Consider the following 14,638-nt stretch of genomic DNA (forward strand, 5'->3'; position numbering starts at 1 on the left):
CCCCGGGGGTACGTCGCCGTTCCGCCGGGGCCCGCCGTACCGCGCGTGTGCGCGCCGCCTACTCCGTACCCGAGAGCAGCCCGGTGACCGGCGCGGCCAAGTCGGTGACCGGACGCAACTCGTCCAGTTCGGTCAGCCGGGTGAGCCCGGCGAGCTGGCGGGAGGGCAGCGGGAATTCGCCCTGACGCTCCGCCGGGATGCCGCTCAGCGCGAGCGAGTCGAGCTGGGTCATCGGGTTCAGCTTCCCCGCGTCCTGGGGCCCGGAGGCCGCCGCGCTCGCCATCGGCGCGGCAAGGCCCGTGACACCGATGGCGAGACCAACGGCGGCGACCATACGTCGTGTTGAGATCATGCTTTCAGCAACGGCTCCGCTCCCCCGGCGGACACGGCCCTCCCGCACCGCTCACCCGTCAGGCGCATCGGGCCGCTCCGCTTGCCGTGGGCCCCGCGCCGTAGGAGTCTCGGAAGGGAGAGGCCCTTCGCGGCCCACTCCTCGCTGGGCCGCGGCCTGCCAAGGAGGTCACCATGGCCACCGCGCCAGCCCCCGCCTTCGACACCGAAGTGCTACGCCGGGGCATAGAAGGACACAGCGCGACAGATCTGCTGTCGCTCTACGCCGACGACGCGGAACTACGCATCGTCGACCGCAACACCCAGCCCAGTCACCCGATGGTCAAACACGGTCGCGGCGAGATCGGCGACATGCTCAACGACGTCTACAGCCGGGACATGACGCACAAACTGGAAGAGTGCATCATCCAGGGCGACCACGTCGCCTTCACCGAGTCCTGCGAGTACCCGGACGGTGTGCGGGTGCTGGCAGCTTCGATGATGTCGCTGCGCAACGGCAAGATCGTCGAGCAGACGCTGCTCCAGGCATGGGACGAGTAGGAAGGAACTGGCCGAAGGTCCAGGTCAGGTCCCGTGTGACCTGGACCTTCTCGGCGGGTGCGGCGATGGGCCGGTCGCATCCGCGCACTCGGCTGCCACGACCGGTTTCCGCGGCGGGTCTGCGAGCTTCCGCCTCTCTGCTGGGCTCAGCACTGCGAGCGATGCGTTCTCGCCCTCGTCTTCCGACTCCGCGTACTCCTCGAACGCTTCGGATCCGGCGCCGGTGAACCGCGCCCGTACCCGACGGCGGTCGGCGGGCTGACTCCGCACGACCGTCGGGACTCGGCTTTCTGAGGCCGCGCTGCAGCTGCCTCGGCTCTCTGAGGCCGCGCTGCGGCTACCTCGGTTTTCTGGGGCCGCGCTGCAGCTGCCTCGGTTTTCTGGGGCCGCGCTGCAGCTGCCTCGGCTTTCTGAGGCCGCGCCACGACGACCCCGGCCGGGCCCTCCCGCAGGTGGTCGCACCGGCTACGCTGGTCTGCGGGCCGTGACTGGCGCTGAGGTGGAGTACCACCGGGGAGCGGCCTGACGAAGGGGTCTTTGCCGCGCGCCTGGGCGTTTGTTTTCAGCGACGCTCAGGAGGAGCTCATGCCCCAGTCCCGCATCACGTCCCAGCCCCAGCCCGACACGCAGGCCCGGCTCATGGACGGCGCAGGTCTCGCGCGCCGCGTCGTCGAGGAGACCGCCCGGCGCGCGGCCGACCTCAAGGACCGTACCGGAGCGGCTCCGTGTCTCGCGACGGTGCTGGTCGGCGAGGATCCCGCCTCGGTCACCTACGTCCGGATGAAGCAGCACCGCAGCCGCAAGGCCGGTATCGAGTCCCGCCACGTCACGCTGCCCGCCGACACCACGACGGCCGAACTGGTCGCCACGCTGGAGGCGCTGTCCGGCGACCCGACCGTGCACGGCATCCTGCTCCAGCACCCCGTCGGCTCGCACATCGACGAGCGCGCGGCGTTCGAGGCCATCGCCCCGGAGAAGGACGTCGACGGCGTGACGCTGAGCTCCTACTCGGCGATGAGTTTCGGTCTGCCCGGCTTCGTGTCCTGCACGCCCGGCGGCATCATGCGGCTCCTGGACGCGTACGACGTGGACCCGGCGGGCAAGCGGGCCGTCGTCGTGGGCCGCAGCGCGATCCTCGGCAAGCCGGTCGGCATGCTGCTGCTGGGGCGCGACGCCACGGTGACCTACTGCCACTCGCGGACGACGGATCTGTCCTCGGTCGTGCGCGAGGCGGACATCGTGGTGGCCGCCGTGGGACGCCCCCGGCTGATCCGCGGCGAGGACATCAAGCCGGGAGCCGTCGTGATCGACGCGGGCTACAACCCCGGGAACGTCGGCGACGTCGACTTCGACACCGCCGTCACCCGGGCCGGGCTGATCACACCGGTGCCGGGTGGCGTCGGCCCGATGACGATCGCGGTCCTGCTGGAGCAGACCGTGACCGGGGCCGAGCACCAACTCGGCGTCTGAGACGGCACTTTGCCCCGCCTCAGCGCATCCACGCGCGGTACGACATCACGTCGCCGGCCTTGACGCCGTACTCGGGATCGGCCTTGGTGACGGTGTCCTCCAGGCCGAGGACCGCGCCGGTCGCCGGATCCAGGATCAGCATCCGGCGGCCGGAGCGGGCCGTGTCGTCGTACACGTACGCCTGCCCGTGGCGGCCCAGCCGGTCGGTGACGGCTCCGGCCGGGCGCAGGCCCTTCGCGTCGGCGAGGACGCGGGCGAGCGCGGCGGTCTCGCGGGTGCCGAGCGTCCAGTTGTCCAGCAACTGGGAGACGGCGTCCAGGAGGTGGGGCGTGTCCAGCGGCCCGGTCCGGTCGATCTCCGCCAGGTAGGCGCGCAGCCGCCGCGCGTCGTGCGGCGGCCGCGCCCGCGGCGGGGCATCGCTCCAACTCGGTGGGTACGTCAGCCTGCTGAGGACATGACCGTCCTCCACCGTGCGGGGGACGGGGTCGGCGTCGGTGATGACCGGTTTCCCCGGGTGGCGCGGGTCGGTCGCCACGACGAGCTCCGTGTGGCTGCCGTCGGCCTTCCAGCGCACGACGCGTTCCTCGGGCAGCGTGACCGGCGGCCGGGCTCCGGGTCCCGAGGTCATGCTCAGGCTCCAGGTCTGGACGTGGGTGCCCTGGCGCGGTGGAAGCGCGCTGTCGGACGCGTCCGCACGGTCGGCGAGCCGGTCCAGGGGTACGGCGGTGGAGCCGGCCTCGATGAGCAGGGGGCGCGGGGCGGCCACGGCGGGGGTGGTGGTCGGTCCCGACAGCGTGAGGGCGAGGACGACCGCGCCGACGGCCGCCGCGGTCCCGACGCTGCAGACCCAGCGGCGCAGTCGGCGGGGGCGCTCGCCGTACAGCAGGTGGCTCAGGCGGCGTTCCGCGTGCTGGTCCAGCGGGCGGTCGTGGAAGCGGGGGTCGCCGGGTGACACCGGGTTGGCGCGGCGCAGCAGTTCGAGTTCGTCAGCCATGGCCGTGCTCCTTCGGGGTGTCGCGGCGGGGCGCTTCGATGCCGGGGGCCACGGTGATCTGGAGGCGGTCGATCTCGGCTCTGAGGCGGCGGCGGGCGCGGTGCAGCCGCATCGCCGCGGCCCGGATCCCGCAGTCGAGGGCGACGGCGACCTCGTCGATGCCGAGTTCCTCCCACGCCGTCAGCCGCAGTACTTCCTGGTCGGCCGGGGAGAGCCGGGCCAACGCCTCGTGCACCCAGTCGCCCGGTGCCTCGGAGTCGGGGGCCGCCACCACCTGCGTGCCGTGCGCGCTCTCGTCGTTGCCGAGCCGGTCGACGAGCCTGCGGCGGCGCCCGTAGCCGCGTACGGCATTGGCCAGACAGCGCCGGGCCACCCCGTACAGCCAGGGAAGGGGTGCCGGCGGGAGATCGGACCGGCGCCGCCAGGCGACGGTGAAGACCTCCGCCACCACCTCCTCGACATCACTGCTCCGGCCGTCCAGTCGCCGCGCAACATAGCGGCTGACCGCCCAGTAGTGCTCGCGATAGGCAGCGGCGAAGGTCTCGTCGTTGCTCATGATCCGTAGGTGTCCGGCAGGTCCGTGATCGTCACACCCGCCGATGTGACGCTCGTCGCTCCGCTCCAGTGTGACGGCGGGGGCGCCGCCGGACACAGGCGGGGCATGGAGAGCAACACTGTCACGGCGCTGCCCGCACCCCGTCCCGTGCGTGCGCGGCGTCCCGGACTCGCCGCGGTGAGGTGGCTGACCACCACGGACCACAAGACGATCGGCACGCTGTATCTGGTCACGTCGTTCGGCTTCTTCTGCGTCGGCGGCGTCATGGCGCTGCTGATGCGCGCCGAACTGGCCCGGCCGGGGCTGCAGATCATGTCGAACGAGCAGTTCAACCAGGCGTTCACGATGCACGGCACGATCATGCTGCTGATGTTCGCGACGCCGCTGTTCGCCGGTTTCGCGAACTGGATCATGCCGCTGCAGATCGGCGCACCCGACGTGGCGTTCCCACGGCTGAACATGCTGGCCTACTGGCTCTATCTCTTCGGCTCTTTGATCGCCGTCGGCGGGTTTCTGACGCCACAGGGGGCCGCCGACTTCGGATGGTTCGCGTATGCGCCCCTGTCGGACGCCGCGCATTCGCCGGGCGTGGGCGCCGACATGTGGATCATGGGTCTGGCCTTCTCCGGCTTCGGCACGATCCTCGGCTCGATCAACTTCATCACCACCATCATCTGCATGCGCGCTCCCGGCATGACGATGTTCCGCATGCCGATCTTCGTGTGGAACGTGCTGCTGACCGGTGTGCTGGTCCTGCTGGCCTTCCCGGTCCTCGCGGCCGCGCTGTTCGCCCTGGAGGCGGACCGCAAGTTCGGTGCCCATGTGTTCGACGCGGCGAATGGCGGCGCGCTGCTATGGCAACACCTCTTCTGGTTCTTCGGCCATCCAGAGGTGTACATCATCGCCCTGCCCTTCTTCGGAATCATCAGTGAGGTGATTCCGGTGTTCTCGCGCAAGCCGATGTTCGGGTACCTGGGCCTCATCGGGGCCACGATCGCGATCGCAGGGCTCTCGGTCACCGTCTGGGCGCACCACATGTACGTCACCGGCGGTGTGCTGCTGCCGTTCTTCTCCTTCATGACGTTCCTGATCGCCGTCCCGACGGGCGTGAAGTTCTTCAACTGGATCGGCACGATGTGGCAGGGTTCCCTGTCCTTCGAGACCCCGATGCTGTGGGCGGTCGGTTTTCTGATCACCTTCGTTTTCGGTGGTCTGACCGGCGTGATGCTCGCCTCGCCGCCGATGGACTTCCCCGTCTCGGACTCGTACTTCGTGGTGGCGCACTTCCACTACGTGATCTTCGGTACGGTCGTGTTCGCGATGTTCTCCGGATTCCACTTCTGGTGGCCGAAGTTCACCGGCAGAATGCTCGACGAGCGGCTCGGAAAGATCACCTTCTGGACGCTGTTCGTGGGCTTCCACGGCACGTTCCTCGTCCAGCACTGGCTGGGTGCCAACGGGATGCAGCGCCGGATCCCCGACTACCTGGCGGTGGAAGACCTCACTGCCCTCAACACGGTGTCGACCATTTCCTCCTTCGTGCTCGGCCTCTCCTTCCTGCCGTTCTTCTACAACATCTGGAAGACCGCGAAATACGGCGAGAAGATCGAGGTCGACGACCCGTGGGGCTACGGACGTTCGCTGGAGTGGGCGACGTCCTGCCCGCCTCCGCGGCACAACTTCCTCACCCTGCCACGCATCCGTTCCGAGTCGCCGGCCTTCGATCTGCACCACCCCGCCATCACCGCCGCGGGCGCTCAGCCGGAGACGGCCGGGAAGGAACTGCGGTGACGGCCATGGACGACCGCCCGATCGATACGGGCACCCTGATCAACGAGCTCGAGGGTCACCTCCTCATCGAGGCCGCTCGTGCCGAGGGACGCGCCGAAGCCGTCCGATTCACGCGATCACTGTCCTGGCTCACGGAGACGCAGCGGGAGGAGGTGGAGGCTCGCTTCCAGGAGAGCCATCTGGCGCTCACCCGGCGTTCCTGGGAGCGCACCGCGCGACGCGGCAGGGACATGCGGGCCGAGTACGAGGAACGGTATCGCGCGCTGCGACGACGGTGCTGCGCGGGATGTCTGCTCGGTGCCGCCCTCGCCGTGGCGACGGTCATGCTGCTGACCGTGTCACTGGCCTAGAGCCCCCTTCCACCACGTGGGTGACACCCCCGCGTGCGTCATCGCCGGCATCCCCCGCGTGTGCCATCGCCGGCATCCCCGCGTGCACCATCGCCGCGGATGGGCGTGCCGGTTGCGGCGCTCGGGGGACGGGCGCACGGTGAAGAAAGAGACATCGGTCCTGGACGGGCCGCGTTCCCCGGCGTCTTCGAGAGGGCGGCGATGGTGATGACCAAGAGCAACGCGAAGATGCACATGATCAAGGGCAAGCTGAAGGAGACCCTCGGCAAGAGCCTGGGTGACTCATCCATGCAGCGGTCCGGCCGTCGCGAGCAACTGCGCGCCAAAGCACACGAGATGACCGACAAGGCGACCGACCGGCTCCACCGGCGGGCAGGGCACTGACCGGGGGCCGTCGCCCGTAACGCCGGTCAACTCGCGCTGCACGCGCAGCCCCTGAGCAGTGACCGGCGCCTTGTGGCGAAAGGCGGGGCCGGCAAGGGAGGAGGGCGAAGAGGTCATCGCCCCACTGCGGCGAGGAGGTCATCGCCCCATTGCGGCGGCGTCAGGCCTCGTCCTCCTCCTCGTCGTACTCACCCTCGGGCCCCTCCTCGTCGTACTCCTCCTCTTCCTCCCCTTCCTCCCCTTCCTCTCCTTCCTCTCCTTCCTCCTCTTCGTCGGGGGTCTCCTCGTCCTCTTCGTCGTACTCCTCCTGCTCCTCGCCCTCCCCTTCCGCTTCCTCCTCTTCCAGTGCTTCCTCGTGGGTCCTGACCACCTCGCCGTCGCGGATCTCTCCGCGCCAGCCCTCGACTTCCTCGTCGGCGAACGTGACATAGCGCTGGAAGTTCTTGAAGTCCAGCCGCAGACGGCGTCCTTGGGCTCGCCACAGGTTGCCGGTCTTCTCGAAGAAGCCCGAGGGGTGGTACTCGACGACGAGCACGATGCGCGTCAGAGTGGGGGTGAGTTCATGGAAGCTGACACAGCCGTGCGTGGTGCCTTTCGCGCCCTCGGAATTCCATACGATGCGCTCGTCCGGCACCTGCTCCTGAACTGTGGCCTTCCAGCCGCGAGTCGAGGGACCGACCTTCACCTTCCAGTCGCTGGCGGTCTCGTCGTTCTTGGACACACTGCGTACGCCTTTGGTGAAGCCGCTGAACTCCTCGTACTGCGTCCAGTAGTTGTAGGCCACGCGGATCGGGACACCCACGTCCAGCACCTCGATGATGTTCATGACCTTGGTGCTGCCGGCCTTGCCCCCGCCTCCCCCGCCGAAGACGTTCTTGACTTTGTCCATCACATTGTCCTTGAGGCCCTTGCCCTTCTCACCGACGAAAGCCTTCAGCGGGGAGTCGCCTTGGAGGATCCGGCCGCCGACGCCGGCGAGTGTTCCCCCGTTCTCGGCCACGTCGAGCAGCCCGTCGGTGACATCCCCCAACTTGTCCCCCGCCTTGTCGACGAGATGTCCCACCTGCGCACCGAGGAAGTCGACGAGTTCGTCCCGCAGCAGGTCCAGACCCGACCCTTCCTCACGATTGGTGTCACGCTCTTTCTCGGCCATGACCTACCTCCGCCGCGCGGTCGTCTTCTTGGCGGCGGTCTTTTTCGCCGGGGCCGCCTTCTTGGCCGGGGCCTTCTTCGCGGCCGCCCGCTTCGTCGTCGACTTCTTGGCCGCCGGCCTCTTCGCCGCCGCCTTCTTGGCGGGCGGTGAGGACTTCTTCGCGGTCTTCCTGGCCGGAGCCGACTTCTTGGCGGCAGCCTTCTTGGCGGGGGGCCTGTGCGCCGCGGACTTCTTCGCGGGGGCCGCCTTCTTGGCAGGAGCGGCCTTCTTGGCAGGAGCGGCCTTCTTACGGGGAGCGGGCTTTTCCGGGCGCTTCTTCGCGCCGGCTCCCGTCGGGCGGCGGCGCCGTCGTGGCGGTTCCTCCTCGGCCTCTTCCTCTTCTTCTTCCTCCTCCTCGGGCTCTTCCTCCTCCTCGGGCTCTTCCTCTTCCTCGGGCTCTTCCTCTTCCTCTGGCTCTTCTTCTTCCAGTTCCCCCTCCGGTTCCTCCTCGCCCTCCGCCTCTTCTTCTTCCTCCTCGTCCTCGTAGCGGTCCTCGCCCTCCTCCGGCTCCTCCTCGTCCTCTTCGTACTCGTCCTCGTCCCCTTCCTCCTCCTCGTCCTTTTCCTGGCCTATGCGCAGCGTGCGCTCGTGGAGGGAGTCGGCGAGGTCGGTGAGGCGCCGATCGGCGGTGGCTGCCAGGGCTTTGCGTCCGGCGTCCAGCAGTTCGCCGCGCACCTGCTCGTTCAGCTCGGCGACCCCCGGAACATCACCGAGTTTGCGCAGTCCTGTCGTCATCAACTGCTGAGGGTCGAGCCCAAAGCGGCGGCCGGCGACATAAGTTGCCATGGCGAAAGCGAGACGGCCTTTCTTCGCACGTCCGAGCACATAGCCAGCTGTGACGGCGGCGGCGAGGCCGACTTTGGTCGTGTCGTTCATGAGCCGGATCCCTTCGGAAAGGGCTGGTGAAATCGCCGCATCGGGGCCAACATTCCGTAGCCCAACCCGCGCTGGAGACAGAGAGCGGATCGCCCGCGCCGTGTCTCACAGCCCGCTGTGTCACAGACACGCCGCGCAACCCACCGGGCAGGTCCACGCGAAGTCATCCACACCCGGGCGAGATATATCTCTCTATGGTGGAATTATAGGGTTCGCAAGTGGAATATGGCGCCCGCTCCGAACCACCGGAGAGACCATGGCCGCACCAGAACCCCGGAGGCGGTCCAGCGGTAGGAGCCGCAGCTCCGACGGAGACACCGCAGGTGGCTCCCGTCGCCGCTCCGGCAAGGGCAACGCCGCCTGGGCCATACGCTCCGCCGCCGGACAACTTCAGGAGTTGCTCGGCCGGGCTCCCGAGTCCGTCTCGGCACTGAAACCGACCGAGACCGGTTGGGAGGCCGATGTGGAGGTACTCGAACTGGAACGCGTCCCGGAAACCACCAGCGTGATGGCTACCTACCGAGTGACGCTCGACAAGGAAGGCGATCTGGTGGGGTACGAAAGGACCCGCCGCTATACCCGCGGCCAGATCGACCGGCTGAGCTGAGAACGGCAGAGCCGGTGAAGGGAGGCACCATGACAGTGGTGCCACAAAGCGGAGGTGGTGTCGCCCGGGGCGGTGGCACCGGCAGCCTCTATGACGTTCTGGAACTCATTCTCGACCGCGGACTGGTCATCGACGTGTTCGTCCGCGTGTCGCTGGTGGGGATCGAAATCCTCAAGATCGACGCTCGCATCGTCGTGGCCAGCGTCGACACCTACCTGCGTTTCGCCGAGGCATGCAACCGTCTCGACCTCGAGTCCGGGAGAAAAGCACCCACCCAGTTGACCGACATTGTCGGAGATTCGGTGGAGAGCGGAGCGAAGGGCAAGTCCAAGGGGGCCCTCTCCGGCGCGGTGGAAGCGGTGACCGATTCCGTCAAAGGTGTCACCGGCCGTGACAGCGACGAGGAGGGCGAGGCCGAGGAAGAGGACGAGGACGAGGACCGGGAAAGCGAACCCGTCGAGAGGCGACGGCGGCCGGTTCGGCGCACCTCCCGACGTGAACGCGAAAGGGGCTCGTCGCGCGAGAAGGAATGAGCCATGGCCGTATACATCTACTCCATCACCGGCAAGCAGCACCCGCTCCACGTCGATGATCTGCACGGCGTCGGTGAGCCACCGGCCGCCCTGCGGACCGTGACGGCCGGACCGCTGTCCGCCGTGGTGAGCGATGCCCCGGAGGATCTGCGCCCCAAGCGCCGCGACATCATCGCGCACCAGGAGGTGCAGCAGCGCCTCATGGCGGACGGCACCGTGCTGCCCATGCGGTTCGGCCTGCTGGCCACCGACGACGAGGACGTGCGGCTCGCGCTGGAGCAGAACGCCGAGGACTACACGGACAAGCTCCGCGTACTGGAAGGGTGCGTCGAGTACCACCTCAAGGCGTCGCAGGACGAAGACGCGCTGTTGCGGCAGATTCTGCTGGAGTCGGACGTGGCACGAGAGCTCAATGAGAGCATCCGCGGCGGCACCGCCGCCCCCGAGGCGCCGGTGCGACTCGGTGAGCTGGTCGCCCAGGAGGTGCAGGCACGGCAGGAGGCGCTGGCGGCCGGCGTGGTCGAAGCTCTGCGTCCCTTCGCCCGGCAGCTCGAATCCTCCCAGCCGACCGGTTCGGATTTTCTCAGCACGTCGTTTCTGGTGAACGGGGAGCAGGAGGAGCGATTCCTCACCGCGGAGTTGAGTGTCGCCCACCAACTGGGCGACGACTTCACCTTCCGGTTGAACGGCCCCCTGCCCCCGTACAGCTTCGTCTGAACGACCTCGTCCGAAGGAAGCGAACCCTCATGGGCCTGTTCACACAGATCGTCACCCTTCCCCTGGCGCCCGTGCGCGGCGTCGTCTGGGTGGTGGACCGCGTAAAGGAGGCGGCCGAGAACGAGTACTACGACCCGGCACCGGTGCACAACGAACTCGCGGAGCTCGAACGGCGGCTCGTCGCCGGGGACATCGACCAGGACACGTTCGACCGGCGCGAGGACGAACTGCTCGACCGGTTGGAGGAGATCCGGGCCCATCAGCAGGGCTGACACCGCTGATCCGGCATGAAGGAACGTGAGGCAGCCACCGTGACCGAACCCCTGGCCGACAGGCTTGGTTCCTACCCGTCCAGAGCGGCACCGCCCTACGGGCAGGGTTCCTCCGCCAATCTCGCCGACATTCTGGAACGGGTACTCGACAAGGGCATCGTCATCGCGGGCGACATCCAGATCAACCTTCTCGACATCGAGCTGTTGACCATCAAACTGCGCCTGCTGGTCGCGTCCGTCGACAAGGCGAAGGAAATGGGCATCGACTGGTGGGAGCACGACCCCGCGCTGTCCTCCCGGAGCCGGGACGAGCACTCACTCGCCGAGGAGAACCGCCGGTTGCGGGCCGAGATCGAAGCCCTCCGGCAGGGCGAGGCGCTCCCCCAGCGCGAGGAAGGGCCCCGAGGCACGAGCAGCCGTCGCCGGGGAAGTGCCCGCGATGAGTGATCGGATGACATACGCGTACGCCGTGGCACACGACACCGAAGGACTTCGGGAGTCCACCGCCGCCCTCCAGGGCGTCGCGGACGCTCCGGTCCGCTTCGTCGCCGCCGCCCGCGACGACCGGCTGCTGCTCGCGGTCAGTTCTGTGCCCGCACAGGACTTCCGGGAGGACGCCCTCAAACGCCATCTCGAGGACCTGGACTGGCTGGAGGCGGTGGCCCGCGCACACCACGGCGTCATCGAAGCCCTGGCCGCGCGCACCACCGTCCTTCCGCTGCGCCTGGCGACCGTCTACCTCGACGACAGCAGGGCTCGGGACGTCCTGGAAACCGGCCGGTCCATGTTCGCGGAGCGACTGAGCCGACTCGCCGACCAGGTCGAATGGGGGGTCAAGATCTATATCGAGCCGTCCGCCGTCCCCCCGTCCCCGGCCGCTCCCGCAGCGGGCCTGCCCCCGGGGCGTGCCTATCTCCGTACCCGACGGCAACAGCAGAGCGTGCGCGACACGGTGTACCAGGCGGCGCAGCAGGCCGCCGAACGTGTGGAGACCGCGGGGCGCGCGTACGCCGTCGACCGGGTCCGGCACCGGGTACAGCAGGGCGTCCTCGCCGACGCGGGAGGTGCGGGCGAGAACGTCGTCAATGACGCGTACCTGGTGCCCCTGGAGCACGGCGAAGCGTTCCTGGCCGATGTGAACCACGCGGCCGACGGGCTGCCCGGCGTCAGGGTCGAGGCCACGGGCCCCTGGGCGCCGTACTCCTTCGCCATGCCCCTCGCCGGCCCCAAAGATGTGACAGACACCGCTGACGCCCCAGACGCCACGGACACGGCTGACGCAGCCGACGCCACAGACTCCACAGACTCCACAGACTCCACAGACTCCACAGAGAGCGTGCCCCCGTGATCACGCCTGGGCGGCCGAGCGCGCCGGAGCACCTGCCGGAGCACCTGCCGGAGCGGCAGGTCGCTCTGATCGATCTGCTGGACCGGCTGCTGAGTGGTGGAGTCGTGCTCACGGGTGACGTCGTGCTGTCCATCGCGGACATCGATCTCGTACGCATCTCGCTGCGTGCCCTGATCGTTTCCGTCAGCGCGCAGAATCCCTCGCCGTGGGCCGGGGCGCAACCGCTGCGAGGCGGTGATCATGACGAGTGAGGGTGCGGACGGGGGCGAGCCGCCGCGGCCACTCGACGAGGTCGCGGAGGCCGCCGCACGTGCGTTCCGTCTGCTGCCTGCCGCACCGGGCGACCTGGAGCCGCCGTCCGGCGACTCCCCGCCGTCCCCGGCTCGGCGGATCAGCTCCGATCGCGACACCGTGGAACGGGACTTGATCAGACTGGTCCTCACTCTGGTGGAACTCCTGCGTCAGCTGATGGAGCGTCAGGCATTGCACCGCGTCGACCAGGGAGACCTGACCGACGAACAGGAGGAACGTCTGGGAGTGACCCTCATGCTGCTCCATGACCGCATGAACGACCTGTGCGCTCAGTACGGACTGACCATGGAGGACCTCAACCTGGACCTCGGACCACTGGGCACGCTGCTCCCGCCCTCCGACTGAGCGCGCTTTTCCCGCCCTCCGGTTGAACCCGTCCCTCAGGCCGTTCCGCGGCCGGCCCGCAGAAGCATCCGGGAGGCCCGGTCCACCAGGTCGCGCAGGACGGGCACATAGGCCGCGTCGCCCGCCAGTTTGTCCAGAATGCCGAGGGCTACGTCGCGGAAACCCTGGATGTCGTCCTCGTACCGTCGCAGCACCGCGGGCGCGAGGAGGACACCGGTGAGTTCCGCACGCGCGTGATCGGAATTCCTCGCCGCCGCGTGCAACTCCATGACACGTTCGGTGGACTGGAGATCCGCGCCCTCGAGGACGCACGCGAGCAAGTACGTCACCGTACCGTTGAGAAGGTCTTCGTTGCGGCCGGAGAGAATGTCCTCCTGGTCGTTGAACATCTGCCACAGGATGCCGAAGATATTGCCGAACTCACGCCAGAGTTCCACGCGCTCGCTCGTCACGCCCGCCAGTCGCGCGGCCATCGCCGTGACCATACTGAAGGGAGCGCCGGATTTCCCGCGGTACGCCGCGATCACCGGCTCGCGCGTCACAGCGCCCATATCCCCGTGAAGGTCCCTCAGCTGGCCTTCGGTGGCGTCGATCCAGCACTTCACGATCTCGGCAGCCAGCGCACCTCGCACCGGCTCGGGAATACCCCGCGACCCAACGACGAGCAGCGGCAGGGAATTTCCGCAGACGACCGCCGCGAGCTGCGCCTCACTCTCGCTGAGGTCACCGACGACGAAAGCGCCCTGCCCATCGGCGAGGTCGTCGAGACAACACGCCGAAGTCCACCACAGCTCATGTACGACGGCCAGCGGAACAGCCGGTTCTGGCGTGCCGGTCTCCACTGCATGGACGATCATCGGCAGCACGGACAGTGGATACTTGAACGTCCGGTTCCTCAGGAGTTCGGCGACTGCCACCCGGACCGATCCCGCCGGGGGACCGAGCAGTTCGAGAGCGGCTTCCCGCTCCGCATCGATGTCCACGGACACCTGACGATACAGATCCAGGTACGACACCGGACGCACGTAACCCCACCCCACCGTCGAGATCAATCGGGCATCGATTCGATCATTCCGATGAGAGGGGATCCAGAGCGGTTCTCGGCCACCTGGCCGACCGCATCCGTGCCGAGGACGGGGTGGGACCTGTTTCTCGGGGGTGTGCGGCGATTGACGAGCTGAGGCCCGGGAGGGATTTCGCCCCTTCCGCCGTGCCCTCCCCCAAGCTCTCGGCTTCCTCGATCGGGGGTCCCTATGTGCGCCAGCCCTCCGGTCGCAGGATCGCCAGCAGTTGCCGGACCAGCTCCTCCACCACCTCGTCGAGCGTCGCGTCCACCCATCCGGCACGCCAGTCGTGGAGCAGGCCGTTCACGCTGCCGATGAACGCGGTCGCGGCGATCCGGTAGTCGCGTGCCGCCGCCTCGCCCCGGGCGGCGGCGGCCTCCGCCTCGGCGCAGATGAACTCCACCCAGCGGGCCCTGCGGGCGAGACGCTGCTCCTCCAACCGGGGGCTGACGCCGATGATTTCGACGAAGGTGATGCGGATCCGCCGCGGGTCGCCCGTCACGTTCGCGGCATAGGCGCGGAAGATCGCGGTCGCGCGCTCGGCGAGCGGCAGATCCCGTTCGCGAGCGTCGGCGAGCGCGGCGAGGGCGGCCTCCTCGGCCCAGTCGTTGACCTGGAGGTGCAGGGCGGCCAGCACGTCCTCGAGGGTACGGAACTCCTCGTAGAACTGGCGGGTCGACAGGCCCGCCGCCTCGCTGAGCGCGGCGACGGTCGTGGTCCGGAAGCCCGGGCTGTCACCGAACAGTTGGAGCCCGGCGTCCAGGAATCGACGGCGCCGCTCGGCCTGCCGCTCCTCGGCGGTCCTGCCCCCGTAACGGCCGGTCGGCTGTTTGAGCCTGCCCGCCACACGTTCCTCCCCTGCCGGTCCGACGAACTGTTCGACCCTCTGACGATTTTGTCGTGTACGGACCCTTGTGGAGAGGGCCGCCCCCTCCT

20 protein-coding genes and 1 riboswitch are annotated in these 14,638 nt (G+C 68.5%); of the genes, 13 read left to right on the forward strand and 7 right to left on the reverse strand.

Annotated features, from left to right (window positions below):
- Positions 1-58: 58 nt before the first annotated feature.
- Positions 59-352 (reverse strand): hypothetical protein, encoded by a 294-nt coding sequence (locus ACFVXA_RS22095; protein ID WP_362024083.1) that lies wholly within the window; start codon positions 350-352, stop codon positions 59-61.
- A gap of 173 nt (positions 353-525) precedes the next feature.
- Here ACFVXA_RS22095 and ACFVXA_RS22100 point away from each other — a divergent pair, with 173 nt between their 5' ends.
- Both ACFVXA_RS22100 and ACFVXA_RS22105 read left to right on the forward strand, forming a co-directional pair.
- Positions 526-891, forward strand: a complete 366-nt coding sequence (locus tag ACFVXA_RS22100; protein WP_362024080.1) for a nuclear transport factor 2 family protein — start codon at positions 526-528, stop codon at positions 889-891.
- A gap of 474 nt (positions 892-1,365) precedes the next feature.
- Positions 1,366-1,452: riboswitch (ZMP/ZTP riboswitch) on the forward strand.
- Positions 1,453-1,476: 24 nt separating this feature from the next.
- Complete coding sequence (locus ACFVXA_RS22105) at positions 1,477-2,361, forward strand: bifunctional 5,10-methylenetetrahydrofolate dehydrogenase/5,10-methenyltetrahydrofolate cyclohydrolase (protein WP_383747069.1); 885 nt, start codon at positions 1,477-1,479, stop codon at positions 2,359-2,361.
- A gap of 19 nt (positions 2,362-2,380) precedes the next feature.
- Here the strand turns inward: ACFVXA_RS22105 and ACFVXA_RS22110 are convergent, their stop codons facing one another.
- Together ACFVXA_RS22110 and ACFVXA_RS22115 are read right to left on the reverse strand one after the other, a co-directional pair.
- Complete coding sequence (locus ACFVXA_RS22110; protein ID WP_362024074.1) at positions 2,381-3,355, reverse strand: CU044_5270 family protein; 975 nt, start codon at positions 3,353-3,355, stop codon at positions 2,381-2,383.
- Positions 3,348-3,911 (reverse strand): RNA polymerase sigma factor, encoded by a 564-nt coding sequence (locus ACFVXA_RS22115; RefSeq protein WP_390026138.1) that lies wholly within the window; start codon positions 3,909-3,911, stop codon positions 3,348-3,350. Before ACFVXA_RS22115 ends, ACFVXA_RS22110 begins: the two co-directional genes overlap by 8 nt.
- Before the next feature lie 105 nt (positions 3,912-4,016).
- Between ACFVXA_RS22115 and ctaD the strand changes: the two genes are divergently transcribed.
- The 3 genes from ctaD to ACFVXA_RS22130 all read left to right on the forward strand — a co-directional run bounded on the left by ctaD (position 4,017) and on the right by ACFVXA_RS22130 (position 6,436).
- Positions 4,017-5,702: a cytochrome c oxidase subunit I gene (ctaD, locus tag ACFVXA_RS22120; RefSeq protein ID WP_390026141.1), complete on the forward strand. Its 1,686-nt coding sequence runs from the start codon at positions 4,017-4,019 to the stop codon at positions 5,700-5,702.
- Between the two features lie 5 nt (positions 5,703-5,707).
- Positions 5,708-6,052 carry a hypothetical protein gene (locus tag ACFVXA_RS22125; protein ID WP_384025271.1) on the forward strand — a complete coding sequence of 115 codons (345 nt, stop codon included), beginning with the start codon at positions 5,708-5,710 and terminating at the stop codon, positions 6,050-6,052.
- A 99-nt stretch (positions 6,053-6,151) separates the two neighbouring features.
- Positions 6,152-6,436 (forward strand): CsbD family protein, encoded by a 285-nt coding sequence (locus ACFVXA_RS22130; RefSeq protein WP_362024066.1) that lies wholly within the window; start codon positions 6,152-6,154, stop codon positions 6,434-6,436.
- 160 nt (positions 6,437-6,596) lie between these two features.
- Here the strand turns inward: ACFVXA_RS22130 and ACFVXA_RS22135 are convergent, their stop codons facing one another.
- Together ACFVXA_RS22135 and ACFVXA_RS22140 are read right to left on the reverse strand one after the other, a co-directional pair.
- A complete protein-coding gene (locus ACFVXA_RS22135; protein WP_390026143.1) occupies positions 6,597-7,589 on the reverse strand; it encodes an SRPBCC family protein in 993 nt (330 codons plus the stop codon).
- A gap of 3 nt (positions 7,590-7,592) precedes the next feature.
- A complete protein-coding gene (locus ACFVXA_RS22140; RefSeq protein ID WP_383747078.1) occupies positions 7,593-8,504 on the reverse strand; it encodes a histone protein in 912 nt (303 codons plus the stop codon).
- Between the two features lie 256 nt (positions 8,505-8,760).
- On the opposite strand from ACFVXA_RS22140, the gene ACFVXA_RS22145 reads away from it, so the two are divergent.
- Genes ACFVXA_RS22145 through ACFVXA_RS22180 form a run of 8 tightly spaced genes read left to right on the forward strand, consistent with a single transcriptional unit; the run spans position 8,761 to position 12,638 of the window.
- Positions 8,761-9,111, forward strand: a complete 351-nt coding sequence (locus ACFVXA_RS22145; protein WP_362024058.1) for a gas vesicle protein — start codon at positions 8,761-8,763, stop codon at positions 9,109-9,111.
- A gap of 29 nt (positions 9,112-9,140) precedes the next feature.
- On the forward strand, positions 9,141-9,644 hold the full coding sequence (gvpJ, locus tag ACFVXA_RS22150; RefSeq protein ID WP_383905437.1) for a gas vesicle protein GvpJ: 504 nt from the start codon (positions 9,141-9,143) through the stop codon (positions 9,642-9,644).
- A gap of 3 nt (positions 9,645-9,647) precedes the next feature.
- A complete protein-coding gene (locus tag ACFVXA_RS22155) occupies positions 9,648-10,361 on the forward strand; it encodes a GvpL/GvpF family gas vesicle protein (protein ID WP_362024052.1) in 714 nt (237 codons plus the stop codon).
- 29 nt (positions 10,362-10,390) lie between these two features.
- Complete coding sequence (locus tag ACFVXA_RS22160; RefSeq protein ID WP_390026146.1) at positions 10,391-10,633, forward strand: gas vesicle protein GvpG; 243 nt, start codon at positions 10,391-10,393, stop codon at positions 10,631-10,633.
- A gap of 15 nt (positions 10,634-10,648) precedes the next feature.
- The gene (locus tag ACFVXA_RS22165; protein ID WP_362024046.1) at positions 10,649-11,080 is read left to right on the forward strand and encodes a gas vesicle protein; all 432 of its coding nucleotides are present in this window, start codon (positions 10,649-10,651) and stop codon (positions 11,078-11,080) included.
- Positions 11,073-11,981, forward strand: coding sequence for a GvpL/GvpF family gas vesicle protein (locus ACFVXA_RS22170; protein WP_390026149.1), 909 nt, complete (start codon positions 11,073-11,075; stop codon positions 11,979-11,981). Before ACFVXA_RS22165 ends, ACFVXA_RS22170 begins: the two co-directional genes overlap by 8 nt.
- Positions 11,978-12,232 carry a gas vesicle protein gene (locus ACFVXA_RS22175; protein ID WP_389470504.1) on the forward strand — a complete coding sequence of 85 codons (255 nt, stop codon included), beginning with the start codon at positions 11,978-11,980 and terminating at the stop codon, positions 12,230-12,232. Before ACFVXA_RS22170 ends, ACFVXA_RS22175 begins: the two co-directional genes overlap by 4 nt.
- Complete coding sequence (locus tag ACFVXA_RS22180; protein WP_390026152.1) at positions 12,222-12,638, forward strand: gas vesicle protein K; 417 nt, start codon at positions 12,222-12,224, stop codon at positions 12,636-12,638. The genes ACFVXA_RS22175 and ACFVXA_RS22180 overlap by 11 nt, the downstream gene beginning before the upstream one ends.
- Before the next feature lie 35 nt (positions 12,639-12,673).
- Here ACFVXA_RS22180 and ACFVXA_RS22185 read toward each other — a convergent pair whose 3' ends face one another.
- A complete protein-coding gene (locus tag ACFVXA_RS22185) occupies positions 12,674-13,654 on the reverse strand; it encodes a polyprenyl synthetase family protein (protein WP_390026155.1) in 981 nt (326 codons plus the stop codon).
- 235 nt (positions 13,655-13,889) lie between these two features.
- The gene (locus tag ACFVXA_RS22190) at positions 13,890-14,549 is read right to left on the reverse strand and encodes a TetR/AcrR family transcriptional regulator (protein ID WP_383747089.1); all 660 of its coding nucleotides are present in this window, start codon (positions 14,547-14,549) and stop codon (positions 13,890-13,892) included.
- Between the last annotated feature and the right edge of the window lie 89 nt (positions 14,550-14,638).

The sequence above is a fragment of the Streptomyces sp. NPDC058246 genome (assembly GCF_042881985.1).
Taxonomy (GTDB): domain Bacteria; phylum Actinomycetota; class Actinomycetes; order Streptomycetales; family Streptomycetaceae; genus Streptomyces.

What these genes read in the sequence shown, in the direction of transcription:
- ACFVXA_RS22145 (WP_362024058.1), top strand. Translation starts at nt 8,761, where the DNA reads ATGGCCGCACCAGAACCCCGGAGGCGGTCCAGCGGTAGGAGCCGCAGC.
- ACFVXA_RS22115 (WP_390026138.1), bottom strand. Translation starts at nt 3,911, where the DNA reads ATGAGCAACGACGAGACCTTCGCCGCTGCCTATCGCGAGCACTACTGG.
- ACFVXA_RS22110 (WP_362024074.1), bottom strand. Translation starts at nt 3,355, where the DNA reads ATGGCTGACGAACTCGAACTGCTGCGCCGCGCCAACCCGGTGTCACCC.
- ctaD (WP_390026141.1), top strand. Translation starts at nt 4,017, where the DNA reads ATGGAGAGCAACACTGTCACGGCGCTGCCCGCACCCCGTCCCGTGCGT.
- ACFVXA_RS22105 (WP_383747069.1), top strand. Translation starts at nt 1,477, where the DNA reads ATGCCCCAGTCCCGCATCACGTCCCAGCCCCAGCCCGACACGCAGGCC.
- ACFVXA_RS22095 (WP_362024083.1), bottom strand. Translation starts at nt 352, where the DNA reads ATGATCTCAACACGACGTATGGTCGCCGCCGTTGGTCTCGCCATCGGT.
- ACFVXA_RS22160 (WP_390026146.1), top strand. Translation starts at nt 10,391, where the DNA reads ATGGGCCTGTTCACACAGATCGTCACCCTTCCCCTGGCGCCCGTGCGC.
- ACFVXA_RS22180 (WP_390026152.1), top strand. Translation starts at nt 12,222, where the DNA reads ATGACGAGTGAGGGTGCGGACGGGGGCGAGCCGCCGCGGCCACTCGAC.
- ACFVXA_RS22100 (WP_362024080.1), top strand. Translation starts at nt 526, where the DNA reads ATGGCCACCGCGCCAGCCCCCGCCTTCGACACCGAAGTGCTACGCCGG.
- ACFVXA_RS22170 (WP_390026149.1), top strand. Translation starts at nt 11,073, where the DNA reads ATGAGTGATCGGATGACATACGCGTACGCCGTGGCACACGACACCGAA.
- ACFVXA_RS22140 (WP_383747078.1), bottom strand. Translation starts at nt 8,504, where the DNA reads ATGAACGACACGACCAAAGTCGGCCTCGCCGCCGCCGTCACAGCTGGC.
- gvpJ (WP_383905437.1), top strand. Translation starts at nt 9,141, where the DNA reads ATGACAGTGGTGCCACAAAGCGGAGGTGGTGTCGCCCGGGGCGGTGGC.
- ACFVXA_RS22125 (WP_384025271.1), top strand. Translation starts at nt 5,708, where the DNA reads ATGGACGACCGCCCGATCGATACGGGCACCCTGATCAACGAGCTCGAG.
- ACFVXA_RS22165 (WP_362024046.1), top strand. Translation starts at nt 10,649, where the DNA reads ATGAAGGAACGTGAGGCAGCCACCGTGACCGAACCCCTGGCCGACAGG.
- ACFVXA_RS22130 (WP_362024066.1), top strand. Translation starts at nt 6,152, where the DNA reads ATGGGCGTGCCGGTTGCGGCGCTCGGGGGACGGGCGCACGGTGAAGAA.
- ACFVXA_RS22135 (WP_390026143.1), bottom strand. Translation starts at nt 7,589, where the DNA reads ATGGCCGAGAAAGAGCGTGACACCAATCGTGAGGAAGGGTCGGGTCTG.
- ACFVXA_RS22155 (WP_362024052.1), top strand. Translation starts at nt 9,648, where the DNA reads ATGGCCGTATACATCTACTCCATCACCGGCAAGCAGCACCCGCTCCAC.